General features: G+C 51.8%; 23 protein-coding genes, 1 other RNA gene and 1 other annotated feature. Of the genes, 17 read left to right on the forward strand and 7 right to left on the reverse strand.

What is annotated here, in order from left to right; genetic code table 11:
• From infC to selO, 13 genes are all read left to right on the forward strand, one after another.
• Window positions 1–543, forward strand: a complete 543-nt coding sequence (gene infC / locus ACLD3P_RS01740) for a translation initiation factor IF-3 (protein ID WP_001574431.1) — start codon at window positions 1–3, stop codon at window positions 541–543.
• 95 nt (window positions 544–638) lie between these two features.
• Window positions 639–836 (forward strand): 50S ribosomal protein L35, encoded by a 198-nt coding sequence (rpmI, locus tag ACLD3P_RS01745; protein WP_001124225.1) that lies wholly within the window; start codon window positions 639–641, stop codon window positions 834–836.
• 50 nt (window positions 837–886) lie between these two features.
• Window positions 887–1,243, forward strand: coding sequence for a 50S ribosomal protein L20 (rplT, locus tag ACLD3P_RS01750; RefSeq protein ID WP_000124850.1), 357 nt, complete (start codon window positions 887–889; stop codon window positions 1,241–1,243).
• Window positions 1,244–1,358: 115 nt separating this feature from the next.
• Window positions 1,359–1,482: a sequence feature (Phe leader region), on the forward strand.
• The gene (pheM, locus tag ACLD3P_RS01755; protein WP_001386830.1) at window positions 1,364–1,408 is read left to right on the forward strand and encodes a pheST operon leader peptide PheM; all 45 of its coding nucleotides are present in this window, start codon (window positions 1,364–1,366) and stop codon (window positions 1,406–1,408) included. It overlaps the preceding feature by 45 nt.
• Before the next feature lie 62 nt (window positions 1,483–1,544).
• On the forward strand, window positions 1,545–2,528 hold the full coding sequence (gene pheS, locus ACLD3P_RS01760) for a phenylalanine--tRNA ligase subunit alpha (protein WP_000018570.1): 984 nt from the start codon (window positions 1,545–1,547) through the stop codon (window positions 2,526–2,528).
• A 15-nt stretch (window positions 2,529–2,543) separates the two neighbouring features.
• Window positions 2,544–4,931: a phenylalanine--tRNA ligase subunit beta gene (gene pheT, locus ACLD3P_RS01765; RefSeq protein ID WP_131046372.1), complete on the forward strand. Its 2,388-nt coding sequence runs from the start codon at window positions 2,544–2,546 to the stop codon at window positions 4,929–4,931.
• 4 nt (window positions 4,932–4,935) lie between these two features.
• Window positions 4,936–5,235 carry an integration host factor subunit alpha gene (gene ihfA / locus ACLD3P_RS01770; RefSeq protein ID WP_001229266.1) on the forward strand — a complete coding sequence of 100 codons (300 nt, stop codon included), beginning with the start codon at window positions 4,936–4,938 and terminating at the stop codon, window positions 5,233–5,235.
• Window positions 5,236–5,437: 202 nt separating this feature from the next.
• Window positions 5,438–6,418, forward strand: coding sequence for a vitamin B12 ABC transporter permease BtuC (gene btuC / locus ACLD3P_RS01775; RefSeq protein ID WP_000954977.1), 981 nt, complete (start codon window positions 5,438–5,440; stop codon window positions 6,416–6,418).
• A gap of 91 nt (window positions 6,419–6,509) precedes the next feature.
• The gene (locus ACLD3P_RS01780) at window positions 6,510–7,061 is read left to right on the forward strand and encodes a glutathione peroxidase (protein WP_076741529.1); all 552 of its coding nucleotides are present in this window, start codon (window positions 6,510–6,512) and stop codon (window positions 7,059–7,061) included.
• Window positions 7,061–7,810, forward strand: a complete 750-nt coding sequence (gene btuD / locus ACLD3P_RS01785) for a vitamin B12 ABC transporter ATP-binding protein BtuD (protein ID WP_079846151.1) — start codon at window positions 7,061–7,063, stop codon at window positions 7,808–7,810. The genes ACLD3P_RS01780 and btuD overlap by 1 nt, the downstream gene beginning before the upstream one ends.
• Window positions 7,811–7,886: 76 nt before the next feature.
• The gene (locus tag ACLD3P_RS01790) at window positions 7,887–8,351 is read left to right on the forward strand and encodes a C40 family peptidase (protein ID WP_001213256.1); all 465 of its coding nucleotides are present in this window, start codon (window positions 7,887–7,889) and stop codon (window positions 8,349–8,351) included.
• Between the two features lie 313 nt (window positions 8,352–8,664).
• Entirely contained in the window at window positions 8,665–9,378 is a 714-nt protein-coding gene (ydiV, locus tag ACLD3P_RS01795; RefSeq protein WP_131046370.1) for an anti-FlhDC factor YdiV, read from the forward strand.
• A 61-nt stretch (window positions 9,379–9,439) separates the two neighbouring features.
• Window positions 9,440–10,882, forward strand: a complete 1,443-nt coding sequence (gene selO, locus ACLD3P_RS01800) for a protein adenylyltransferase SelO (protein ID WP_131046369.1) — start codon at window positions 9,440–9,442, stop codon at window positions 10,880–10,882.
• A gap of 34 nt (window positions 10,883–10,916) precedes the next feature.
• Here selO and hemP read toward each other — a convergent pair whose 3' ends face one another.
• From hemP to ppsR, 3 genes are all read right to left on the reverse strand, one after another.
• On the reverse strand, window positions 10,917–11,108 hold the full coding sequence (gene hemP, locus ACLD3P_RS01805; RefSeq protein ID WP_000089115.1) for a hemin uptake protein HemP: 192 nt from the start codon (window positions 11,106–11,108) through the stop codon (window positions 10,917–10,919).
• Window positions 11,109–11,264: 156 nt separating this feature from the next.
• Window positions 11,265–12,311: a 3-deoxy-7-phosphoheptulonate synthase AroH gene (gene aroH / locus ACLD3P_RS01810; protein ID WP_001082196.1), complete on the reverse strand. Its 1,047-nt coding sequence runs from the start codon at window positions 12,309–12,311 to the stop codon at window positions 11,265–11,267.
• 155 nt (window positions 12,312–12,466) lie between these two features.
• Window positions 12,467–13,300, reverse strand: coding sequence for a posphoenolpyruvate synthetase regulatory kinase/phosphorylase PpsR (gene ppsR / locus ACLD3P_RS01815; RefSeq protein ID WP_000370992.1), 834 nt, complete (start codon window positions 13,298–13,300; stop codon window positions 12,467–12,469).
• 336 nt (window positions 13,301–13,636) lie between these two features.
• Between ppsR and ppsA the strand changes: the two genes are divergently transcribed.
• Window positions 13,637–16,015 carry a phosphoenolpyruvate synthase gene (gene ppsA, locus ACLD3P_RS01820; RefSeq protein ID WP_000069340.1) on the forward strand — a complete coding sequence of 793 codons (2,379 nt, stop codon included), beginning with the start codon at window positions 13,637–13,639 and terminating at the stop codon, window positions 16,013–16,015.
• A 99-nt stretch (window positions 16,016–16,114) separates the two neighbouring features.
• On the opposite strand, the gene aroD is transcribed toward ppsA, so the two are convergent.
• From aroD to ydiK, 3 genes are all read right to left on the reverse strand, one after another.
• Window positions 16,115–16,873, reverse strand: a complete 759-nt coding sequence (gene aroD, locus ACLD3P_RS01825) for a type I 3-dehydroquinate dehydratase (protein ID WP_000860215.1) — start codon at window positions 16,871–16,873, stop codon at window positions 16,115–16,117.
• Between the two features lie 60 nt (window positions 16,874–16,933).
• An RNA gene (gene rprA, locus ACLD3P_RS01830) (antisense sRNA RprA) lies at window positions 16,934–17,041 on the reverse strand.
• 182 nt (window positions 17,042–17,223) lie between these two features.
• On the reverse strand, window positions 17,224–18,342 hold the full coding sequence (ydiK, locus tag ACLD3P_RS01835; protein WP_000248615.1) for an AI-2E family transporter YdiK: 1,119 nt from the start codon (window positions 18,340–18,342) through the stop codon (window positions 17,224–17,226).
• A 264-nt stretch (window positions 18,343–18,606) separates the two neighbouring features.
• On the opposite strand from ydiK, the gene ACLD3P_RS01840 reads away from it, so the two are divergent.
• From ACLD3P_RS01840 to ACLD3P_RS01850, 3 genes are all read left to right on the forward strand, one after another.
• Window positions 18,607–21,663: an FAD-binding and (Fe-S)-binding domain-containing protein gene (locus ACLD3P_RS01840; RefSeq protein WP_076935168.1), complete on the forward strand. Its 3,057-nt coding sequence runs from the start codon at window positions 18,607–18,609 to the stop codon at window positions 21,661–21,663.
• Window positions 21,660–22,070 carry a 1,4-dihydroxy-2-naphthoyl-CoA hydrolase gene (gene menI / locus ACLD3P_RS01845; RefSeq protein ID WP_097362304.1) on the forward strand — a complete coding sequence of 137 codons (411 nt, stop codon included), beginning with the start codon at window positions 21,660–21,662 and terminating at the stop codon, window positions 22,068–22,070. The genes ACLD3P_RS01840 and menI overlap by 4 nt, the downstream gene beginning before the upstream one ends.
• A 98-nt stretch (window positions 22,071–22,168) precedes the next feature.
• Window positions 22,169–22,357 carry a YdiH family protein gene (locus ACLD3P_RS01850; protein WP_001537749.1) on the forward strand — a complete coding sequence of 63 codons (189 nt, stop codon included), beginning with the start codon at window positions 22,169–22,171 and terminating at the stop codon, window positions 22,355–22,357.
• Window positions 22,358–22,644: 287 nt separating this feature from the next.
• Here the strand turns inward: ACLD3P_RS01850 and ACLD3P_RS01855 are convergent, their stop codons facing one another.
• Entirely contained in the window at window positions 22,645–23,991 is a 1,347-nt protein-coding gene (locus ACLD3P_RS01855; protein WP_131046368.1) for an L-cystine transporter, read from the reverse strand.
• Between the last annotated feature and the right edge of the window lie 141 nt (window positions 23,992–24,132).

Here is a 24,132-nt window from a genome sequence, read left to right on the forward strand (position 1 = left end):
ATTAAAGGCGGAAAACGAGTTCAAACGGCGCGTCCGAATCGTATTAATAGCGAAATTCGCGCGCAAGAAGTTCGCTTAACAGGTCTGGAAGGCGAGCAGCTTGGTATTGTGAGTCTGAGAGAAGCTCTGGAAAAAGCTGAAGAAGCCGGAGTAGACTTAGTCGAAATCAGCCCTAACGCCGAGCCGCCGGTTTGTCGTATAATGGATTACGGCAAATTCCTCTATGAAAAGAGTAAGTCTTCTAAGGAACAGAAGAAAAAGCAAAAAGTTATCCAGGTGAAGGAAATTAAATTCCGTCCTGGGACAGATGAAGGCGACTATCAGGTAAAACTCCGCAGCCTGATTCGCTTTCTCGAAGAGGGCGATAAGGCCAAAATCACGCTGCGTTTCCGCGGTCGTGAAATGGCCCACCAGCAAATCGGTATGGAAGTGCTTAATCGCGTGAAAGACGATTTGCAAGAACTGGCAGTGGTCGAATCCTTCCCAACGAAGATCGAAGGCCGTCAGATGATTATGGTGCTTGCTCCTAAGAAGAAACAGTAAGGCCTTCAAGTAACAATTCTGTGAAGCCTTCGGGCTTCACAGGTTTTGTTCGCCTATGTTTCGTTTATTAACAATGCGAAGTGGAAGTTATTAAAATGCCAAAAATTAAGACCGTACGCGGTGCTGCTAAGCGCTTCAAAAAAACCGGTAAAGGTGGTTTTAAGCACAAGCACGCTAACCTGCGTCACATTCTGACCAAAAAAGCGACTAAACGTAAACGTCACCTGCGTCCGAAAGCCATGGTTTCTAAAGGCGATCTGGGCCTGGTTATCGCGTGCCTGCCGTACGCATAAGCCGTTAACGTTTTTAACTTTTTAATTAGAATAGATACAGGAGAGCACATATGGCTCGCGTAAAACGTGGTGTAATTGCACGCGCACGTCACAAGAAAATTTTGAAACAAGCCAAAGGCTACTACGGTGCGCGTTCTCGCGTATACCGCGTTGCCTTCCAGGCAGTTATCAAAGCTGGTCAGTATGCTTACCGTGACCGTCGTCAACGTAAGCGTCAGTTCCGTCAACTGTGGATTGCGCGTATCAACGCAGCAGCACGTCAGAACGGTATTTCTTACAGCAAATTCATCAACGGCCTGAAAAAAGCCTCTGTTGAAATCGACCGTAAGATCCTGGCTGATATCGCCGTATTCGACAAAGTCGCGTTCACCGCGCTGGTTGAAAAAGCGAAAGCAGCTCTGGCATAAGCCAGTGAAAAGAGGGAGCCTGGCTCCCTCTCTTTTATTTACTGTTCAGTGAGTTGACAATTGACCTGTAACCCTTTTCAATAAAGGATATTCGGTTTTACCACATAAGGTAACGCAAGCATGAACGCTGCTATTTTCCGTTTCTTTTTTTACTTTAGCACCTGATCCCAGGAGGCTAGCGCGTGAAAAACGAAACGAAAAACAGCGCAAAAAAGCCTCCTGATGGAGGCTTTTTTTGTATCTGAAATCGAGAGATTACGTCCAATGAACCGGTGTCTTCACCGACACAATGAGGAAAACCATGTCACATCTCGCAGAGCTGGTTGCCAATGCAGCGGCCGCTATTAACCAGGCGTCAGATGTTGCCGCGTTAGACAATGTACGCGTCGAATATTTGGGCAAGAAAGGGCATTTAACCCTTCAGATGACGACCCTACGCGATCTGCCGCCGGAAGAGCGTCCGGCAGCCGGGGCAGTCATTAACGCCGCGAAAGAGCAGGTACAACAGGCTCTTAACGCGCGTAAAGCCGAGCTGGAAAGCGCAGCGCTTAACGCCCGTCTGGCCGCTGAAACCATCGATATCTCCCTGCCGGGGCGCCGTATTGAGAACGGCGGTCTGCATCCGGTCACGCGTACCATTGACCGTATTGAAAGTTTCTTCGGCGAGCTTGGTTTTACCGTGGCGACTGGCCCGGAAATCGAAGATGACTACCATAACTTCGACGCGTTAAACATTCCGGGTCATCATCCGGCCCGCGCCGATCATGATACCTTCTGGTTTGACGCGACCCGTCTGCTGCGGACCCAGACGTCTGGCGTCCAGATCCGGACGATGAAAGCGCAGCAACCGCCGATCCGCATTATTGCGCCGGGCCGTGTATACCGTAATGACTACGACCAGACGCATACTCCGATGTTCCATCAGATGGAAGGTCTGATTGTTGATACCAACATCAGCTTCACCAACCTCAAAGGTACGCTGCACGACTTCCTGCGCAATTTCTTTGAGGAGGATCTGCAGATTCGCTTCCGTCCTTCTTATTTTCCGTTTACCGAACCTTCTGCAGAAGTGGATGTGATGGGTAAAAACGGCAAATGGCTGGAAGTGCTGGGCTGCGGGATGGTGCATCCGAATGTGCTGCGTAATGTCGGTATCGATCCGGAAATCTATTCTGGCTTCGCTTTTGGTATGGGGATGGAACGTCTGACCATGTTGCGTTACGGCGTCACCGACCTGCGTTCATTCTTCGAAAACGATCTGCGTTTCCTCAAACAGTTTAAATAAAGGCAGGATAAAACAATGAAATTCAGCGAACTGTGGTTACGCGAGTGGGTTAACCCGGCAATTGATAGCGATGCGTTGGCTAACCAGATTACGATGGCTGGCCTGGAAGTAGACGGCGTTGAGCCGGTCGCGGGAAGCTTCAATGGCGTTGTGGTTGGGGAAGTGGTTGAGTGCGCCCAGCATCCGAACGCTGACAAATTGCGTGTAACGAAAGTCAACGTTGGCGGAGAACGCCTGTTGGATATCGTCTGCGGCGCGCCAAACTGTCGTCAGGGGCTGAAAGTAGCGGTGGCCACCATTGGCGCTATCCTGCCGGGCGATTTCAAAATTAAAGCGGCAAAACTGCGCGGTGAACCGTCTGAAGGGATGCTGTGCTCCTTCTCCGAACTGGGGATTTCCGACGATCACAGCGGCATTATCGAACTGCCGGCGGATGCGCCGCTGGGTACTGATATCCGTGAATACCTGAAGCTCGACGACAATACCATCGAAATTAGCGTCACGCCGAACCGTGCGGATTGCTTAGGTATCATCGGCGTTGCGCGTGATGTGGCGGTACTGAACAAAGCGCCGCTCCAGGAGCCTGAAATGGCGCCGGTTGCGGCAACCATCAGCGATACGCTGCCGATTACGGTAGAGGCCGCTGATGCGTGTCCACGCTATCTTGGCCGGGTGGTAAAAGGCATCAATGTTAACGCGCCGACGCCGCTGTGGATGAAAGAGAAACTGCGTCGCTGCGGTATTCGCTCCATCGATGCGGTGGTTGATGTCACGAACTATGTGCTGCTCGAACTGGGTCAGCCAATGCATGCTTTCGATAAAGATCGCATTGATGGCGGTATTGTCGTGCGGATGGCAAAAGAGGGTGAAACCGTCGTCCTGCTGGACGGTAGCGAAGCGACGTTAAATGCGGACACGCTGGTGATCGCCGATCACCATAAGGCGCTGGGGATAGCCGGTATTTTTGGCGGCGAACATTCCGGCGTGAACGGCGAAACGCAAAATGTGCTGCTGGAGTGTGCGTACTTTAATCCGCTGTCTATCACCGGTCGCGCTCGCCGCCACGGTCTGCATACCGATGCGTCTCACCGCTACGAGCGCGGGGTGGACCCGGCGCTGCAATATAAAGCGATAGAGCGCGCTACTCGTCTGCTTCTTGATATCTGTGGCGGTGATGCGGGTCCGATAATTGATGTGAGCAACGAAGCAACGTTGCCGAAACCCGCCACCATTACGCTGCGTCGCAGTAAACTGGATCGCCTGATCGGGCATCATATTGCGGATGAGCAGGTCAGTGATATTCTGCGTCGTCTGGGCTGTGAAGTGACCGAAGGGCAGGACGAGTGGAAAGCCGTGGCGCCGACCTGGCGTTTCGATATGGAGATTGAAGAAGATCTGGTGGAAGAGGTGGCCCGCGTTTACGGTTATAACAATATTCCGGACGAGCCAATCCAGGCCGGTTTAATCATGGGGACGCACCGTGAAGCCGATCTGTCGTTGAAGCGGGTTAAAACCATGCTGAACGACAAAGGCTATCAGGAAGTGATTACCTATAGCTTTGTCGATCCTAAAGTACAACAGCTTATCCATCCAGGCGCAGAAGCGCTGCTGCTGCCAAACCCTATCTCCGTTGAGATGTCGGCGATGCGTCTGTCTCTGTGGAGCGGATTGCTGACGACGGTGGTCTATAACCAAAACCGCCAGCAGAATCGCGTGCGTATTTTTGAAACCGGTTTACGTTTCGTTCCGGATACACAAGCCAATCTGGGTATTCGACAGGATCTGATGCTGGCTGGCGTGATTTGCGGCAACCGCTATGATGAGCATTGGAACCTGGCAAAAGAGACCGTTGATTTCTATGATTTGAAAGGCGATCTGGAAGCGGTATTGGATTTAACCGGCAAACTGGGTGATATCCAGTTTAAGGCGGAGATGAATCCGGCTCTGCATCCGGGACAGTCTGCGGCGATTTATCTGAAAGATGAACGTATTGGTTTTATTGGGGTTGTTCACCCTGAACTGGAACGTAAACTGGATCTGAATGGTCGTACGCTGGTGTTTGAACTGGAATGGAATAAGCTCGCAGACCGTATCGTGCCGCAGGCGCGGGAGATTTCACGCTTCCCGGCCAACCGTCGCGATATTGCAGTTGTTGTTGCAGAAAACGTTCCCGCAGCGGATATTTTATCCGAATGTAAGAAAGTTGGCGTAAATCAGGTAGTTGGCGTAAACTTATTTGACGTGTACCGCGGTAAGGGTGTTGCGGAGGGTTATAAGAGCCTCGCTATCAGCCTGATCCTTCAGGATACCAACCGTACACTCGAAGAAGAGGAGATTGCCGCTACCGTCGCCAAATGTGTAGAGGCATTAAAAGAGCGATTCCAGGCATCATTGAGGGATTGAACCTATGGCGCTTACAAAAGCTGAAATGTCAGAATATCTGTTTGATAAGCTTGGGCTTAGCAAGCGGGATGCCAAAGAACTGGTTGAACTGTTTTTCGAAGAGATCCGTCGTGCTCTGGAAAACGGTGAGCAGGTGAAACTCTCTGGTTTTGGTAACTTCGATCTGCGTGATAAAAATCAACGTCCGGGGCGTAACCCGAAAACGGGTGAAGATATTCCTATTACAGCACGGCGCGTGGTGACCTTCAGACCCGGGCAGAAGTTAAAGAGCCGGGTCGAGAACGCTTCGCCCAAAGAAGAGTAATCAGATCCAGGCATAACATCCATCAGGGTGTATTGCGGCAGATACGCTGCCATCCCGAAAGTAGATCAGCGGGATGACAGCGTATCTGTTAGCCTGAAAGATGACTCGTATAACTAAAAAGGCCGCATTGCGGCCTTTTTTCTTTCAAGTAAAGGATACCCACCGTAAAATCACGCTACCTCTTTTCAGCTGAATGGATAACATGCTGACTTTTGCCCGCCAACAACAGCGACGAAACGTTCGCTGGCTTCTGAGCCTGTCACTGCTGGTGCTACTGGCTACATTTCTGAGCTTATGCGCAGGCGAACAGTGGATTGCCCCCGGTGACTGGTTAAGCGCCCGGGGAGAACTGTTTGTCTGGCAAATTCGCCTTCCCCGCACGCTTGCGGTATTGCTGGTTGGCGCTGCGCTGGCGCTATCGGGCGCTGTGATGCAGGCGCTGTTTGAAAACCCACTTGCTGAACCGGGCCTGCTCGGCGTTTCGAATGGGGCCGGTGTTGGGCTTATTGCCGCCGTCTTACTGGGGCAGGGGCAACTGCCAGGATGGGCGCTGGGGCTGTGCGCTATAGCCGGCGCGCTCATTATTACGTTAATCCTGCTGCGTTTTGCGCGTCGCCATCTCTCTACCAGCCGCTTGTTGTTGGCGGGCGTCGCGCTGGGCATTATCTGTAGCGCGCTGATGACGTGGGCTATCTATTTTTCCACCTCTTTCGATCTGCGGCAATTAATGTACTGGATGATGGGAGGATTCGGCGGCGTTGACTGGCAGCAGAGCTGGCTAATGATTGCGCTCATCCCGGTACTGATCTGGATATGTTGCCAGTCGCAACCGCTGAATATGCTGGCGCTAGGGGAAACCTCGGCGCGGCAGCTTGGCCTGCCGCTGTGGTTCTGGCGCAATTTGTTGGTCGTCGCCACCGGCTGGATGGTGGGCGTCAGCGTGGCGATGGCGGGGGCGATTGGTTTTATCGGTCTGGTTATTCCGCACATCCTGCGCTTATGTGGTTTAACCGATCACCGGGTTTTACTTCCCGGCTGCGCGCTGGCCGGGGCTATCGCCCTGCTATTGGCTGATGTGGTCGCCCGACTGGCGCTGGCGTCGGCTGAACTGCCTATCGGGGTGGTCACCGCCACATTGGGGGCGCCAGTGTTTATCTGGCTGCTGCTCAAATCCGCGCGTTAGCGCATCGGTAAACAACTGCTTTCATCATTCGCAGTCTATGATTAAAGGCTAACGATGAAACCCGCTATTCTACCGACATCAGGGAGACACCATGCAAAACTCGCTTCTTAATACTCACGTTACGACGATTGATGGAGAGGTCACTACACTTGAAAAATACGCCGGAAAAGTGCTGCTCATTGTAAACGTCGCCTCCAGATGTGGTCTGACGCCGCAATATGAACAGCTGGAAAATATCCAGAAGGCGTGGGCAGATCAGGGGGTTGTCGTGTTGGGTTTTCCCTGCAACCAGTTTATGGGGCAGGAGCCAGGCAGCGAAGAGCAGATTAAAACCTATTGTGCCAGCACCTGGGGCGTCACGTTCCCGATGTTCAGTAAAATTGATGTGAATGGCGACGCGCGCCATCCGCTGTATCAAAAACTGATAGCCGCTGCGCCAACGGCAGTCGCGCCGGAGAAGAGCGGCTTTTACGAACGGATGGTAAGCAAAGGGCGTACGCCACTCTATCCGGATGATATTCTGTGGAATTTTGAAAAATTTTTGGTAGGCCGGGATGGTCAGGTGGTACAGCGTTTTTCGCCGGATATGACGCCTGAAGATCCTATTGTGATGGAAAGCATAAAAATCGCGTTGGCAAAATAATGTCTCAATTGATGCAATTAAAGGACGTCGCCGAGAGCACCCGCCTGGGGCCGCTTTCCGGCGAAGTAAGCGCAGGAGAGATCCTTCACCTTGTCGGGCCGAACGGCGCCGGAAAAAGCACGTTGCTAGCGCGTATGGCGGGGTTAACCTCCGGCGAGGGGAGCATCAGGTTTGGCGGAGCGCCGCTGGAGGCATGGGCGACGGCAAAGCTTGCCCAACACCGCGCTTATCTTGCGCAACAGCAAAATCCGCCGTTCGCCATGCCGGTCTGGCATTACCTGACATTGCATCAACCTGATAAAACGCGAACCGGGCAGCTTAGCGAGGTGGCCGATATGCTTGGATTGGGCGACAAACTGGGGCGAAGCGTGAATCAGCTTTCCGGTGGCGAGTGGCAACGTGTTCGCCTTGCTGCCGTTGTACTACAAATTCATCCCGACGCTAATCCGGTCGGTCAATTATTGCTGCTTGATGAGCCGATGAACAGTCTCGATGTTGCGCAACAAAACGCTTTGGATCGGGTATTACATCATTTGTGTCAGGCAGGAATTGCGATTGTGATGAGTAGCCACGATCTGAACCACACGCTGCGCCATGCGCATAAAGCCTGGTTACTAAAGCGCGGTAAACTCATCGCCTGTGGCCGCCGGGAAGAGGTGCTCACCCCCTCTTATCTGGCGCAAGCCTACGGTCTGCGCTTTCGACGACTCGACGTCGAGGGGCATCCAATGCTCATTTCGGCCACTTAAGTAAAATCGTTTCTTGAAAAGCAGGTAATTTCGACGCTAAATTAATACCAAAATAAAAACAGAGGATTGTTGCGGCATGCGTTTTTGGCTTCTTGTTATCACAGCATTGTTCCTGGCAGGATGCAGTACTCATCGGGCACCGGCGCCAAATGCCAGATTATCAGACTCCATTACCGTCATTGCGGGTTTGAACGATCAGTTGCAGTCCTGGCGCGGTACGCCATACCGTTACGGCGGCATGAGTCGCAGAGGCGTGGACTGTTCCGGCTTTGTGGTAGTCACTATGCGCGACAAGTTTGATTTGCAGTTGCCTCGTGATACGCGTGAACAATCAAAAATCGGCACCAGAATCGATAAAGATGAATTGCTGCCTGGAGATTTGGTTTTCTTTAAAACCGGTTCGGGCGAAAGTGGTTTACATGTTGGTATTTACGATACAAATAATGAGTTTATTCATGCCTCTACCAGTCGTGGCGTGATGCGTTCATCGCTGGATAATGTGTACTGGCGAAAAAACTTCTGGCAGGCACGGCGAATTTAACCTCGCAGACGATATAAATTTTATAGTCTATTTTTAACATACCGTCGGTTGAACTTATGACATCTGTTGTCATCATATATAATGATATAACCGTAGCATTTACAAACGTACTTTTATTAAAAACGGGCGTGCTCACGCCCTGTTAAAAGTACAACATTGGATATTGGTTTATAATCAGAGTAAGTTAAAAAAAGGAACCGGTTTACCGGTAAACAAGAAAAATGATGACGCTTCAATTAGTATCTGAAGTTACGTCTGTTTCCGTCCGTAGTGACTGGATGGCGAATAGCGCCCTAACCATGGGACTGGCGTAATGATTGCTTCACTTGATGAGCTTTACCATTCCGAACTCTTTTTCCTTCCCGTCATGGATGAAAACGCTCGGCTTGTTGGTTTGGAGATTATTGCAACGTTTGCCTCTGAAGACGGCGCCGTGCGGATGCCGACTGAGTTGGTAGCGCCTCGCCTTTCGGTGGAGGAACAATACTGTCTGTTTGTTGAAAAACTGGCGTTGTTAGAAACCTGTCAGCACTTTTTTATTCAGCATAAACTTATTGCATGGCTTAATTTACCGCCTGCAATTAGTGACTTATTATTATTAGATAGCGAACTTTTTTCCCGGGCAGCGCGCTTTCCGTTTCTTGAATTAGCTATAAATGAGAATTATCCTGGGTTAAACCAGGGCAAAAACAATGAAACGTTAGCTAATCTGGCAATGCATTTCCCATTAATGCTGGCAAATTTTGGGGCAGGCGAGGCGTCGACTAAAGCTATTTTCGATGGACTTTTCAAACGAGTCATGTTGGATAAAAACTTTATTCAGCAGCGTGCTGAAATGATCTCATTCGAACCATTCATGCACGCTATCGTTGCCCAGATCTCCTCCAGCTGCGAGTCGCTGATGATTGCCGGTATTGATACTGAGGCGATGTTTGCGCGCGCAGCGCCATTGGGGTTTAGCGCATTCCAGGGCGGACTATGGCCTCCGGTGCCGGTAAACCAGCTCATTAAACTCGCTCAGCGATAACCTTTCTGTTTGCCGGTGTTTAACCGGTGATTAACCGTCTACACTGAAGACAGGAGGCCCTATGACCCTGTCTTTTACAGCCCGTTGGCGCGATGAACTGCCAGCAACGTATACCGCGCTTTTACCCACACCGTTAAAAAATGCGCGACTGATTTGGTATAACGACAAACTGGCGCAGCAGTTAGCCATTCCCGCGTCGTTATTTGACGTTACCAATGGCGCTGGCGTTTGGGGCGGCGAAACCTTATTACCCGGTATGTCGCCTGTCGCGCAGGTATATAGCGGGCATCAGTTCGGCGTCTGGGCGGGACAACTCGGCGACGGACGCGGTATTTTGCTGGGCGAACAGCTCCTGGCGGATGGCTCGACCCTCGACTGGCATCTGAAAGGCGCCGGATTAACACCCTATTCGCGAATGGGGGATGGACGCGCCGTCCTGCGTTCAACCATACGAGAAAGTCTTGCCAGCGAAGCCATGCATTATCTGGGTATTCCCACTACGCGCGCGTTATCTATCGTAGCCAGCGATACGCCGGTTCAGCGAGAGACGCAGGAAACGGGCGCCATGTTAATGCGTCTGGCACAAAGTCATATGCGTTTTGGTCATTTCGAACATTTCTATTACCGCCGTGAGCCGGAAAAAGTTCAGCAACTGGCTGATTTCGCTATTCGTCATTACTGGCCGCAATGGCAGGATGTCCCGGAAAAATATGCTTTGTGGTTTGAAGAGGTGGCGGCGCGTACCGGAAGACTTATCGCCGAGTGGCAAACCGTCGGTTTTTCGCACGGCGTTATGAATACGGATAACATGTCGATTCTGGGGCTGACCATCGACTATGGCCCCTTTGGTTTTCTCGATGACTACGATCCCGGCTTCATTGGTAACCATTCCGATCATCAGGGACGTTACCGCTTCGATAATCAACCGTCGGTGGCGCTGTGGAATTTACAACGTCTGGCGCAGACGCTAACCCCTTTTATTGAGATCGACGCGTTAAACAGAGCGCTGGATCGTTACCAGGACGCGTTGTTAACGCACTATGGGCAGCGAATGCGCCAGAAGCTGGGCTTCTTTACCGAGCAAAAAGACGATAACGCTTTACTGAATGAATTGTTTAGTCTGATGGCGCGCGAAGGGAGTGATTATACCCGTACATTTCGGATGTTAAGCCATACGGAGCAACAGAACGCTTCCTCGCCGTTGCGGGATACGTTTATCGATCGCACGGCGTTCGATGCCTGGTTCGACCGCTACCGGGCGCGATTGCGCACAGAGGCGGTGGATGACGCGCTGCGCCAGCAGCAGATGCAACGCGTGAATCCTGCGGTTGTGTTGCGCAACTGGCTGGCGCAACGCGCGATAGATGCGGCTGAACAAGGAGATATGGCGGAACTGCATCGGTTGCATGAAGTTTTACGTCAACCTTTTACCGATCGAGATGATGACTATGCCAGCCGACCGCCGGAGTGGGGAAAACGGCTGGAGGTCAGTTGTTCAAGTTAGCCAGATGCCAGCAGCATCGTCTGCTGGCGGAGCGTTATTTGGTTAACAGTAGCTTACCAGCCTGAGTTTTACGCAACAGATACTCCTGACCATTGTGATCGATAATGACTTTGCCGTCCGGACCTAATAGCGCCTGACTGTTGACGCGCCGTTCAGCGGCAGGGAGAAGCGTTTCATTGTCTATTTCCTTAGGGTGAGGCAGCTCGGTGTTATCCATACGCGACATGTTATTTATTAATAATCAAACTCACAATGATTATTATTATCAATAATTAATGCGATAACAGCAAGTGCTAATTCTGTGGAGTGATATACGCGCGCGGAGAGAAAAGGGCGGGTAAAGCATCGAAGAAACGCCCATCCCGGCAGGATGGGCGAGCTATTAAAAGCGGCTGTCTACCGCCGCGGCAAGTTTTTCCAACAGAACTTCCGTATCTTCCCAGTTCAGGCAGGGATCGGTAATGGACTGACCATAGATTAATGGTTGACCGCTGATAATTTTTTGCGTGCCTTCCCGTAAAAAACTCTCGGCCATAATCCCGGCAATTGCCGTGGAGCCATTACGAATCTGCTGGCAAATATCATCACATACCTCCAACTGGCGGCGATGCTGTTTTTGACAGTTGCCGTGGCTGAAGTCGACGACCAGATGTTCCGGCAGATCAAATTCATGCAACGTGTCGCAGGCGGCGGCAATATCTTCAGCGTGGTAGTTCGGTTTTTTACCGCCGCGCATGATGATGTGCCCATACGGGTTGCCACTCGTCTGGTAGATGGTCATCTGTCCGTCTTTATCCGGCGAGAGAAACATATGGCTGGCGCGGGAGGCGCGAATAGCGTCAACGGCAATGCGAGTATTGCCATCCGTACCATTTTTAAAGCCGACCGGACAAGAGAGTGCGGAAGCCATTTCCCGATGGATTTGGCTTTCGGTGGTACGCGCGCCAATCGCTCCCCAACTGATCAGATCGGCAATAAACTGGCCGGTGACCATATCAAGAAACTCTGTGGCGGTCGGTACTCCCAGTTCGTTCACCTGCAATAGCAAGCGACGCGCCAGTTCAAGCCCATAATTGACGCGGTAACTTCCATTCAAGTCAGGATCGGAAATCAGGCCTTTCCATCCCACAACGGTGCGCGGTTTTTCAAAATAGGTGCGCATGACGATTTCCAGACGCGCCTGATGCTTTTGGCGTTGTGCCTGGAGCTGCGTCGCGTATTCCATAGCAGCATTCAGATCGTGAATCGAACAGGGGCCAATGACGACCAGTAGCCGTGGATCTTCACCATTTAAAATCTTTTCTATCCGGCGTCGGGAGTCGGTAACGTGACTGGCGACGGAGGACGATACAGGATACCGCTGCGCGAGTTCGGTCGGTGTTACCAGGCTGTCGATACGCGCAGTACGGAGTTCGTCGGTTCTGTTCATTACAAGTCTCAGAAATTTGTTGCTTCAACGGCAGGACTACCGGGAAGTGATGGGCATCACGATAAACCAATCCCTGCTGATTTCAAGTGCGAGGCGTGTCACACCTCGCAGGCAGAACGGCATGATAACAAAAACCAACCCATTAAACTAGTTTGCTAGTACATCCTGCGGTTAAGCCCCATAATGTCGAGAATTTTGGTGGCTATCTCTTCAACGGAATAATTGGTGCTGTTCAGGCAGGGGATCTGATTCTTACGATACAGCGCTTCGACCTCCGCCACTTCCATGCGGCACTGACGCAACGAGGCATAGCGACTGTTTTCACGGCGTTCTTCGCGAATTGCCGCCAGGCGTTCAGGGTCAATTGTCAGGCCGAACAGTTTATGTTGTAGCGGTTTTAACGATGTGGGCAGCGTCAAATTATCCATATCATCGGCGATGAAAGGGTAGTTAGCCGCACGAATACCGAATTGCATCGCCAGATAGAGGCTGGTGGGCGTTTTTCCACAGCGCGAAACGCCAAGTAAAATGACCTGAGCCTGATCGAGGTTGCGCAATGAAATGCCATCATCATGCGCCAGGGTATAATCGATAGCGGCAATACGGGCGTCATACTTGTTCAGGTTACCCGGATTAAGCCCATGAGTACGATGAGCGATCGGCGTCGGATCCAGTTTCATCTCCTGCTGAAGCGGCGCCACCAGCGCCTGGACGATATCCTGGCAGAAACCTTCGCTCTGTAAGATGATGGCGCGAATTTCAGGCAAAACAATCGAGTAAAACACCAGCGGGCGAACGCCGGTTTGCTGATAAATGGCGTCAATTTGGTCTTTGACGGCGCGGGCGCGACTTTCGTTTTCCACGAATGGCAGCGTGATGCTGCTGATCGTCACCGGAAACTGCGACATAACCGCGTGACCCAGGACCTCGGCGGTGATGGCGGTACCATCAGAAATATAGAAAACATGGCGATCAACAACATTATCCATTCTGTTCATCCTGAAGAGTAAACATAATTATCTGAAAGCATAAATTAAAAGTAACGGGAAACGTATAACTTGTCGCTTATTTTATAAAATGACAGACACTTTTTATAATTAATGAAAAGTGTGTTTCATTTCCTGGAAACGCAGTTTATACCGAGGGTTATTAAGGGAATGCCGTGCTATGCGCGGGTTTGCGCAACTACGTAAACAATCTGAAAAAATGAAAAAATAAATTTGCTTGAACGATTCACCGTTTTTTTCGCGGGTTTAAGTATGCCAGGATAAATACGCAACTATGTGTTTCTTAAATTCGTTCATTTATCACAAAAGGATTGTTCGATGTCCAACAATGGCTCGTCACCGCTGGTGCTTTGGTATAACCAACTCGGCATGAATGATGTAGACAGAGTTGGGGGCAAAAATGCCTCCCTGGGTGAAATGATTACTAACCTTTCCGGCATGGGCGTATCCGTTCCGAATGGTTTTGCAACCACTGCCGATGCGTTTAACCAGTTTTTGGATCAAAGCGGCGTAAACCAGCGCATTTATGAGCTGCTGGATAAGACAGATATTGATGATGTCTCCCAGCTGGCGAAAGCGGGCGCGCAGATCCGCCAGTGGATTATCGACACTCCTTTCCAGCCGGAGCTGGAAAACGCCATCCGCGATGCCTATGCGCAGCTTTCGTCGGATGATGAAAATGCCTCTTTTGCCGTGCGTTCCTCCGCCACGGCGGAAGATATGCCAGATGCTTCGTTTGCGGGCCAACAGGAAACGTTTCTTAACGTTCAGGGCTTCGATGCGGTACTGGTGGCAGTGAAACACGTATTTGCTTCTCTGTTTAACGATCGTGCCATCTCTTATCGCGTTCACCAGGGATATGATCATCGCGGCGTAGCGCTTTCCGCTGGCGTGCAGCGGATGGTTCGCTCCGATCTCGCCTCGTCAGGGGTGATGTTCTCTATCGATACCGAATCCGGCTTTGACCAGGTGGTCTTTATCACCTCGGCATGGGGACTGGGTGAAATGGTGGTGCAGGGCGCGGTTAACCCGGATGAATTTTATGTCCATAAGCCAACCCTGGCGGCAGGCCGTCCGGCCATCGTACGCCGCACCATGGGGTCGAAAAAAATCCGCATGGTTTACGCCGCCACCCAGGAGCACGGCAAGCAAGTGAAGATTGAGGATGTGCCGCAGGAACAGCGCGACATTTTCTCGCTCACCAACGAAGAAGTGCAGGAGCTGGCGAAACAAGCGGTGCAGATTGAGCAGCACTATGGTCGTCCGATGGATATCGAATGGGCGAAAGACGGTCATACCGGTAAGCTCTTTATTGTGCAGGCACGTCCGGAAACCGTGCGCTCCCGTGGCCAGGTGATGGAGCGTTATACGCTACATGCGCAGGGGAAAATCATTGCCGAAGGTCGCGCCATTGGGCATCGTATCGGCGCGGGTACGGTAAAAGTTATTCATGATATCGGCGAAATGAACCGTATTGAGCCTGGCGATGTGCTTGTCACCGATATGACCGACCCGGACTGGGAACCGATCATGAAAAAAGCGGCGGCGATTGTCACTAACCGTGGCGGGCGCACCTGTCATGCGGCAATTATCGCCCGCGAATTGGGTATTCCGGCGGTAGTCGGCTGCGGCGACGCCACCGAACGCATGAAAGATGGCGAAAAAGTAACCGTCTCCTGCGCAGAAGGTGATACCGGTTATGTGTATGCCGACATGCTGGATTTCAGCGTAAAAAGCTCCAGCGTAGATACCATGCCAGAGCTACCGCTGAAGGTCATGATGAACGTCGGCAACCCGGACAGGGCATTTGACTTTGCCTGCCTGCCGAATGAAGGCGTAGGTCTGGCGCGACTGGAATTCATCATTAACCGTATGATTGGCGTTCACCCGCGTGCGCTGCTGGAGTTTGACGACCAGGATGCCGCGCTGCAAAACGACATTCGTGAGATGATGAAAGGGTTTGACTCGCCGCGTGAATTTTACGTTGGTCGACTGACGGAAGGGATCGCGACGTTAGGCGCCGCCTTCTACCCGAAACGCGTTATCGTTCGCCTGTCTGACTTTAAGTCCAACGAATACGCCAACCTGGTCGGCGGCGAACGCTATGAGCCGCATGAAGAAAACCCGATGCTGGGCTTCCGCGGCGCGGGTCGTTACGTCGCAGAAAGTTTCCGCGATTGTTTTGCGCTGGAATGCGAAGCGGTGAAACGCGTGCGCAACGATATGGGCCTTACCAACGTCGAAATCATGATCCCGTTCGTGCGGACGGTCGACCAGGCGAAAGCGGTCATCGAAGAGCTGGCGCGCCAGGGGCTTAAACGCGGCGAGAACGGGCTGAAGATCATCATGATGTGCGAGATCCCGTCCAATGCCTTGCTGGCTGAACAGTTCCTCGAGTATTTTGATGGCTTCTCGATTGGTTCTAACGACATGACGCAGCTGGCGCTGGGGCTGGATCGCGATTCCGGCGTGGTGTCTGAACTGTTTGACGAGCGTAACGACGCGGTGAAAGCGCTGCTGTCTATGGCGATCCGCGCGGCGAAAAAACAGGGCAAATATGTTGGAATTTGTGGTCAGGGTCCGTCCGACCATGAAGACTTTGCCGCCTGGCTGATGGAAGAGGGGATCGACAGCCTGTCGCTGAACCCGGACACCGTGGTTCAGACCTGGCTGAGTCTGGCGGAACTGAAGAAGTAAACCGCGACCAGATAACGCTATGCTTATCCGGCCTGCACAAGAAACATGTTGTGTAGGCCGGATAGGGCGTAAGTTGCCCGACGCCTGCATAATGCCGGGTCAGGCGTTGTGCAGAATCATTAATACACTGCGTAGATCATTTACGGCGATTTGCCCCGGCGCTGAAGCCTGCTTCACCGCGCCAAACGTGGCGGCAGAGCCAAACACTTCCCCTGCCAGACGTGAAATGACCCCCTCTTTCGCCATTGACATAGTAATTACCGGACGGTCGGCGTAATGTTGCTGCATCTCCAGCGTGGCAGTGAGTAACGTTAATACATCATGCTTGCTTTGCGGCATAACGGCAATCTTGGGAATATCCGCGCCGAGCGCTTGCATTTTACGTAGCCGCAGAACCATTTCCTCTGCGGACGGCGTCTGGTGAAAATCGTGGTTAGACATCACGACATAAACATTATGCGCATGGGCATAATCGACAGTGGCTTTAACGTCAGCATCACCGGTAAATAGCTCAAGATCGATCATATCGACCAGGCCGCTGTCGATTGCGGCACGATTAAGCGTGAGATAATGCTGAGTGGTTATTGTCTGCTCGCCGCCTTCTTTGGCGCTGCGGAAAGTAAACAGTAACGGAATGTCAGGCATCGCATCGCGGATAACACGCGCAGCGGTAAGAACGGATTGAGTCGATGCGATATCCATAAAGTGATCCACGCGCCACTCCAGAATATCGAATGTAGCTTCGCGGTAGGCTAGCGCCTCTGCTTTCACGCTATTGATGTCTCTTCCCATCAACGACACGATAATTTTGGGCATCCCTTCGCCAATGATAAGATTTTTTACGGTGACGGTTTTCATGCGTGTCCTGTCAGTTTTTTTTCTTCTTGCCATTATGAACGGTGAGGCTGGCCGCTTGAAGTAAAAAAAAGCCCATCGTAGGAGACGGGCAAAGACTACACACAGCAATTCGTTGTTTCACTCAGGGGATTTCCATGCTTATAAATCAATGTGTTGATTTATAACCGTGTGCTAATAGTAGGCATGAGCACTTTTTGCGTCGATCAGATTCGTCTCAATAGTTTAAAAACTGTAACGGATTTGCGACAGAAATGAGATGCGGCGGGGAACAGACGGGCGAATCAAAATGGGGTGTGCGTTGAATTGATAAACGTCGCTAAAGCATCGGGCAGCAATGCCGCCCGACGGGATTATGACTGCTTGTTGGCTTCCTCGATGTCATCCAGCTCTTCAAGGATCTCCTCTGGTTCATTCGTCGGCGCCGGAACTTCATGTACCCATGCGGAGAACAAACGCCAGGTCACGGCCAGAAGCACCGGTCCAATAAACAGACCAATCATACCGAATGCAATCAGTCCGCCGATTACCCCGGAAAGGATCAGAAGCAGCGGTAAATCGGCGCCCATGCGGATGAGCACCGGGCGAATCACGTTATCCAGCGTGCCGACGACGGCGCTCCAAACCAGCAGCACGGTGCCCCAGGTGGTGTCGCCTGTCCAGTAAAGCCAGATAATGGCTGGAATCAATACCGGCAACGGCCCCAACTGAACCAGACACGAAAGGATCATCACTACCGTCAACAGGGTAGCGTAAGGCACGCCGGAAATCGCCAGCCCGACGCCGCCAAGTACCGCCTGTACCAGCGCGGTGACCACCACGCCAAGCGCCACGGCGCGGATCGCCTGGGCAGCCAGCAGAACCGCCGCATCGCCGCGTTTAGCCGCGAGACGACAGGCAAAATGGCGTATACCCATCGCCACTTGTTCGCCGCGCCAGTAAAGCAGGGCGCTAAACAACAGCATCAGGGCGCAGTGCATCATAAAGCGTCCGATATGCGCCGCCTGACCGACAAACCAGGTCGTGGTTGTGCCGATATAAGGCCGCACTTTCGCCATAATAGCGCTACCGCCCATATCCAGCAGGCTATGCCATCCGGCATACAGTTTGGCGCCAACTAACGGAATATTATTTAACCATGCCAGATCGGGTAGCGTCATATCGCCGCCAGTCACTGCATGGATGAGCGGGCCGCTACCGTCGACAATGCTGTTCACCAGCAAGGCGACGGGAATAACGAAGAGCAGCACTAACAGCAGCGTCATGACCAGTACGGCAAGCGAGCGGCGGCCCCACAATATTTTTTGTAATTTCAGCAAAACGGGCCAGGTCGCGATAACAATCGTACCTGCCCATGCAAACCCCAAAATAAAAGGCTGTACTATCCACAAACAGGCCACAATCATGATGGCTAAAAACAGCACCGATAGCAGCACTTGCGCAATATCCCTGGGCTGACGAACATTTACCATAAATACTTTTCACCTTTGTCTTTGCGCCAGAACGTTGGCGCGACGTGAACATGCAAACCACACCCTATAATGATGAGCAATTTCAGCGGTTTTTAACAGGCCGATTCTGCATGTAATTCTGTTGGGCGCACAGGAAAAAAATGTGATACAACAAATAACGCAACACGCAAACGATTAAGCATCCCTTCCTGTGCGTAGACCGCTCGCGCTCGCCGGGTTGGGCGCCACCGTTCACAACATAGACCGCAGGAAAAGGTCAATATAATGATTCCACAAATTTCTCAGGCACCCGGCGTCGTTCAGCTGGTGCTCAATTTTTTGCAGGCGCTGGAGCAGCAAGGGTTTACGGGCGATACGGCAACCAGCTATGCCGACCGTCTGACAATGTCGACCGATAACAGTATCTACCAGCTTCTTCCCGATGCTGTTGTGTTTCCCCGTTCTACGGCGGATGTCGCGCTTCTTGCCCGTCTGGCGGCGGAGCCGCGCTTTACGTCGCTGATATTTACCCCGCGAGGCGGCGGTACTGGTACGAATGGCCAGGCGCTAAACCAGGGCATTATTGTTGATATGTCCCGTTATATGAACCGCATTATTGAAATTAATCCTGAAGAGGGATGGGTGCGGGTAGAGGCGGGAGTGATAAAAGATCAACTTAATCAAGCGCTAAAACCGTATGGCTATTTTTTTGCGCCGGAACTTTCCACCAGTAATCGCGCAACGCTTGGCGGTATGATTAATACCGATGCCTCTGGTCAGGGTTCGCTGGTCTATGGAAAAACGTCAGATCACGTCTTAGGCATACGGGCCGTATTGTTGGGGGGCGATATCCTTGACACGCAATCAATGCCCGTAGAGCTTGCCCGGACGCTGGGTGAAAACACGACGACACCAGGCCGCATCTATCAGACCGTCTATCAGTCCTGCCTGGAAAACCGTCAACTTATCCTCGATAGCTTTCCAAAGCTCAATCGCTTCCTGACAGGCTACGATTTACGCCACGTCTTTAACGATGACATGACCCGCTTCGATCTTACCCGCATCTTAACGGGGTCGGAAGGGACGCTGGCGTTTATTACTGAAGCCCGGCTGGATATTACCCCTATACCCAAAGTCCGCCGTCTGGTGAATGTAAAATACGACTCCTTTGATTCCGCGCTGCGTAACGCCCCTTTTATGGTTGATGCGCGCGCCTTATCCGTCGAGACGGTCGATTCCAAAGTCCTTAACCTCGCGCGGGAAGATATTGTCTGGCACTCCGTTAGCGAATTGATTACCGATGTGCCGGATAAAGAGATGCTTGGCCTGAATATCGTGGAATTCGCGGGTGACGATGAAGCGCTTATTGACGGACAGGTCGAGGCGCTGTGCCACCGGTTGGATGGCCTGATGGCGCGAGCGGAAGCGGGCGTGATCGGCTGGCAACTTTGTACCGATTTGACGGGTATTGAGCGTATTTACGCGATGCGTAAAAAAGCGGTAGGGCTGCTAGGTAACGCGAAAGGCGCTGCCAAACCGATTCCTTTTGCGGAAGATACCTGCGTGCCGCCTGAACATCTGGCCGATTACATCGCCGAATTTCGCGCCCTGCTGGATGGTCATGGCTTAAGTTACGGCATGTTCGGCCACGTGGATGCCGGGGTGCTGCATGTGCGTCCGGCGCTGGATATGTGCGATCCGCAGCAGGAACTGTTGATGAAACAGATCTCCGATGAGGTCGTCGCGCTGACCGCCAGATACGGCGGGCTGTTGTGGGGCGAGCATGGAAAAGGTTTTCGTGCGGAATACAGCCCGGCCTTTTTCGGCGAAGTCCTGTATGGCGAGCTGCGCAAAATAAAAGCGGCTTTTGATCCGCATAATCGACTTAACCCGGGTAAAATCTGTCCGCCGCAAGGGATAGAGGCGCCGATGATGAAGGTGGATGCGGTAAAACGCGGCACCTGGGATCGGCAAATCCCGTTGGCGGTACGGCAGACCTGGCGCGGCGCTATGGAGTGTAATGGTAACGGCCTGTGCTTTAATTTCGATGCGAAAAGCCCGATGTGCCCGTCGATGAAAATTAGCCTTAACCGGATCCACTCGCCGAAAGGGCGGGCGACGCTGGTGCGGGAATGGCTCCGTCTATTGGCCGATCGCGGCGTCGATCCGTTGAAGCTGGAAAAGGAGCTGCCAGAAAAACGCGCCAGCTTACGCACGCTGATTGCCCGCACCCGGAATAGTTGGCACAAACGCAAAGGCGAGTATGACTTTTCCCATGAAGTTAAAGAGGCCATGTCCGGCTGTCTGGCGTGTAAAGCCTGTACGACCCAGTGTCCGATTAAAATCGATGTTCCGGAGTTTCGTTCGCGTTTCTTACAGCTTTACCATACGCGTTATCTGCGTCCGGCACGCGATCATCTGGTGGCGACGGTCGAGACCTACGCGCCGCTGATGGCGCGTGCGCCAAAGACCTTTAACTTTTTTATTAACCAACCGGTGGTTCGTAATCTGGCGAAAAAACATATCGGTATGGTGGATTTACCTCTGCTTTCTGCCCCTTCATTGCAACAGCAACTGGTGGGCCATCCGTCTGCCAATATGACGCTTGAGCAACTGGAGCGCATGAGCGCCGAGCAAAAAGCGAAAACGGTACTGGTGGTTCAGGATCCGTTTACCAGCTACTACGACGCCCGGGTCGTGGCGGACTTTATCCGCCTGGCGGAAAAGCTGGGCAGGAGGCCGGTATTGTTACCGTTCTCGCCGAATGGTAAGGCGCAGCATATTAAAGGTTTTCTTAATCGCTTTGCGAAAACGGCGAAAAAAACCTCTGAGTTCCTTAATCGGATCGCCGCGTTGGGGATGCCGATGGTGGGTGTCGATCCGGCGCTGGTGCTGTGTTATCGCGACGAATACAAACTGGCGCTGGGCGAACAGCGCGGCGATTTTCATGTGTTGCTGGTGAATGAATGGCTGGCGCAGGAAATAAATGCAAGACTGTCCGTCGAGGTGAGCGGCGAACCGTGGTACTTTTTTGGTCATTGTACGGAAGTCACGGCGTTACCCGGCGCGCCTGCGCAGTGGGCCGCCATCTTTGCCCATTTTGGCGCGAAGCTGGAAAATGTCAGCGTAGGCTGCTGCGGTATGGCGGGCACTTATGGACATGAACTCACCAATCATAAAAATTCGCTGGGAATTTATGAGCTATCCTGGCATCAGGCGATGCAACGTCTACCGCGAAACCGCTGCCTGGCAACCGGCTATTCCTGCCGAAGCCAGGTTAAACGCATTGAAGGTACGGGCGTGCGTCACCCGTTGCAGGCATTACTGGAGATTATAGGTTGATCTGGAAACGTGAAGTGACCCTCGATGCGCTTAATGCGATGGGGGAAGGGAATATGGTTGGCCTGCTTGATATCCGCTTTGAGCGTATTGGGGACGATACGCTGGAAGCGACAATGCCCGTCGATCATCGCACCAAACAGCCGTTCGGCTTGCTGCATGGCGGAGCGTCTGTGGTGCTGGCGGAAAGTATCGGCTCGGTCGCAGGCTATCTGTGTACGCAGGGGGAGCAAAAGGTGGTGGGGCTGGAGGTGAATGCCAACCATGTACGGTCGGTGCGTCAGGGGCGTGTACGGGGCGTCTGTAAAGCGTTGCATACCGGGGCTCGCCATCAGGTCTGGCAGATAGAGATCTTTGATGAACAGGGACGTCTGTGCTGTTCTTCGCGTCTTACTACGGCGATTGTGTGACGTTGTCACCATAAAAGTGTGATGCATATTGCTTTTGGTCAAAATGTGCGCAGAAAAAGGTGATATACTGTGCACGTTTACACATAAGCGAGGATGATATGTCTACTGATTTAGACCCAACCCAACTGGCGATTGAATTTTTACGCCGTGATAAAACCGAACTTTCTCCCGCGCAGTATTTAAAGCGTTTAAAACAGCTGGAGTTAGAGTTTGCCGATCTCCTCACCCTCTCTGCAACCGAACTGAAAGAAGAGATCTATTTCGCCTGGCGGTTGGGCGTGCATTAATAAAGTCTGTGTAGGCCGGATAAGGCGTTAGCCGCCATCCGGCTATGTTACCAGGCAATCTCACCAGACCCTGTCCCCAGGTAATAGATAATCCTCTTGATTTTGTTTAAAAAAAATACAGATCGCCATTTGTGCTAAAAAGGCGCGCTCTCTTTATGAGATTATTCTTATGCCCCTTCAAGAGCTAAGCCATTAAGAGTGCCGGAGATAAGCGCCGGATGGGGCCGGAACCCTTAAGCCTGTATTGAACAGACTTAAGGGTTTTTCTTTTCCGGGCGCGTAAAAAACTAAGGTCTGTCAATAACCGCTGGCATGTCGTCAGCCGTATGATTATTCAAAATACGGTTAGCCAGCACACCTGACATCATCGATCCGTTAACGTTCAGTGCCGTGCGGGCCATATCAACGATAGGTTCGATGGCAATAAAAATACCGACCAGCGCAACGGGAAAATTCAACGTCGACAGGACAATCAGCGCCGCGAACGTACCACCGCCGCCGACGCCGGCTACGCCAATAGACCCTAGCGCAATGGCAGGTAACATCGCGGCCAGAAAATGCAGCGAGAGCGGATCAATGCCGATGGTGGGCGCAATCATCGCTACCATAATAGCCGGATAAATCCCGGCGCAGCCATTTTGCCCCATACTGGAGCCAAACGAGGCGGAAATATTGGCAATGGTGCTTTGTACGCCAAATTTTTCCTGGGCGGAAATGGCCAGCGGGATAGAGGCTGCGCTGCTGCGGGAAACAAACGCAAAGGTTAAGACGGGCCAGACCATTCTGAAATAACGCGCTGGATTATTACCGCTGAGGATCAGCAAAATGGCGTGCACGATAAACATCATGAAAATCGCGATGTAACAGGCGCCGATAAAACCAAGTAAGCTGGCGAATTGTTCAAGGTGGTATGATGAAAATACGGTAGTCATTAATGCCATGACGCCATAGGGCGTTAATGCAATAACGATACGTACCATCTTCATGACCCAGATCTGAATAGCGTTAATGCCTGCGCTTAATTTCTGACCTTCTTCCGGTGCCTCTTTTTTGACCTTTAACAGAGCGATCCCCGCTATTAGCGTGAAGATAACGATGCCGATAACGGAAACACTTCTGGCTCCCGTAAGATCAAGAAAAATATTAGTCGGGATCAGCGATGTCACTAACTGGGGAATCGACACCGCGGCAGTCTTATTGACTTCTTCTGTAGTTAACATTGACGGCATGTGCACAAAAGCGCTGGCGTCAAGCCCCAGTATATGAGCGGTCAGTAATCCGATAAAACCGGCAACCATCACCAGGCATAACATGCATCCGACGATCGTCAGCGACATTTTTCCGATGCCGGCGCTATTTTCCAGTTTATTGATGGCGGAAAGAATAGAAATAAAAATTAGCGGTATAGCGACCAGTTTCAACAGATGGACGTAACCATTGCCGACGATGCTGTACCATTCGATAATGGTTTTAGTGTGATTTGCTGAAATAAAATGCAGGGATAAACCAATAACAGCCCCTAAAAAGATAGCGATAAAAACGCTTTTCGACAGGGAATCGCTTTTTTGATTAATTCTCAAGATGACCCACGAGAAAACCAAAAAAAGTGCGATATACGCGAGCGTAACAACCATATTTTAAGCCTCTTGCCTCATTCAGCACCTGAAATGCCGGAAAGAGTTTACATAAACCTATAGCTCAAACTGAGTTATAGAACCGCAGCGGATTATAAAGAGCGCAACGCCAGGTATCCATACAAAAAATGGGGTTCTGAC

The sequence above is a fragment of the Salmonella sp. 741265073_HBA genome (genome assembly GCF_046569105.1).
Taxonomy (GTDB): domain Bacteria; phylum Pseudomonadota; class Gammaproteobacteria; order Enterobacterales; family Enterobacteriaceae; genus Salmonella; species Salmonella enterica.

Excerpts from the sequence above, each read along its gene's own strand:
- btuC (WP_000954977.1), top strand. The coding sequence starts at position 5,438 with ATGCTGACTTTTGCCCGCCAACAACAGCGACGAAACGTTCGCTGGCTT.
- ACLD3P_RS01855 (WP_131046368.1), bottom strand. The coding sequence starts at position 23,991 with ATGGTTGTTACGCTCGCGTATATCGCACTTTTTTTGGTTTTCTCGTGG.
- pheT (WP_131046372.1), top strand. The coding sequence starts at position 2,544 with ATGAAATTCAGCGAACTGTGGTTACGCGAGTGGGTTAACCCGGCAATT.
- ACLD3P_RS01790 (WP_001213256.1), top strand. The coding sequence starts at position 7,887 with ATGCGTTTTTGGCTTCTTGTTATCACAGCATTGTTCCTGGCAGGATGC.
- ACLD3P_RS01780 (WP_076741529.1), top strand. The coding sequence starts at position 6,510 with ATGCAAAACTCGCTTCTTAATACTCACGTTACGACGATTGATGGAGAG.
- hemP (WP_000089115.1), bottom strand. The coding sequence starts at position 11,108 with ATGTCGCGTATGGATAACACCGAGCTGCCTCACCCTAAGGAAATAGAC.
- ydiK (WP_000248615.1), bottom strand. The coding sequence starts at position 18,342 with ATGGTAAATGTTCGTCAGCCCAGGGATATTGCGCAAGTGCTGCTATCG.
- btuD (WP_079846151.1), top strand. The coding sequence starts at position 7,061 with ATGTCTCAATTGATGCAATTAAAGGACGTCGCCGAGAGCACCCGCCTG.
- ydiV (WP_131046370.1), top strand. The coding sequence starts at position 8,665 with ATGATTGCTTCACTTGATGAGCTTTACCATTCCGAACTCTTTTTCCTT.
- ACLD3P_RS01840 (WP_076935168.1), top strand. The coding sequence starts at position 18,607 with ATGATTCCACAAATTTCTCAGGCACCCGGCGTCGTTCAGCTGGTGCTC.
- ihfA (WP_001229266.1), top strand. The coding sequence starts at position 4,936 with ATGGCGCTTACAAAAGCTGAAATGTCAGAATATCTGTTTGATAAGCTT.
- rplT (WP_000124850.1), top strand. The coding sequence starts at position 887 with ATGGCTCGCGTAAAACGTGGTGTAATTGCACGCGCACGTCACAAGAAA.
- ACLD3P_RS01850 (WP_001537749.1), top strand. The coding sequence starts at position 22,169 with ATGTCTACTGATTTAGACCCAACCCAACTGGCGATTGAATTTTTACGC.
- rpmI (WP_001124225.1), top strand. The coding sequence starts at position 639 with ATGCCAAAAATTAAGACCGTACGCGGTGCTGCTAAGCGCTTCAAAAAA.
- aroH (WP_001082196.1), bottom strand. The coding sequence starts at position 12,311 with ATGAACAGAACCGACGAACTCCGTACTGCGCGTATCGACAGCCTGGTA.
- selO (WP_131046369.1), top strand. The coding sequence starts at position 9,440 with ATGACCCTGTCTTTTACAGCCCGTTGGCGCGATGAACTGCCAGCAACG.
- pheS (WP_000018570.1), top strand. The coding sequence starts at position 1,545 with ATGTCACATCTCGCAGAGCTGGTTGCCAATGCAGCGGCCGCTATTAAC.
- aroD (WP_000860215.1), bottom strand. The coding sequence starts at position 16,873 with ATGAAAACCGTCACCGTAAAAAATCTTATCATTGGCGAAGGGATGCCC.
- ppsR (WP_000370992.1), bottom strand. The coding sequence starts at position 13,300 with ATGGATAATGTTGTTGATCGCCATGTTTTCTATATTTCTGATGGTACC.
- ppsA (WP_000069340.1), top strand. The coding sequence starts at position 13,637 with ATGTCCAACAATGGCTCGTCACCGCTGGTGCTTTGGTATAACCAACTC.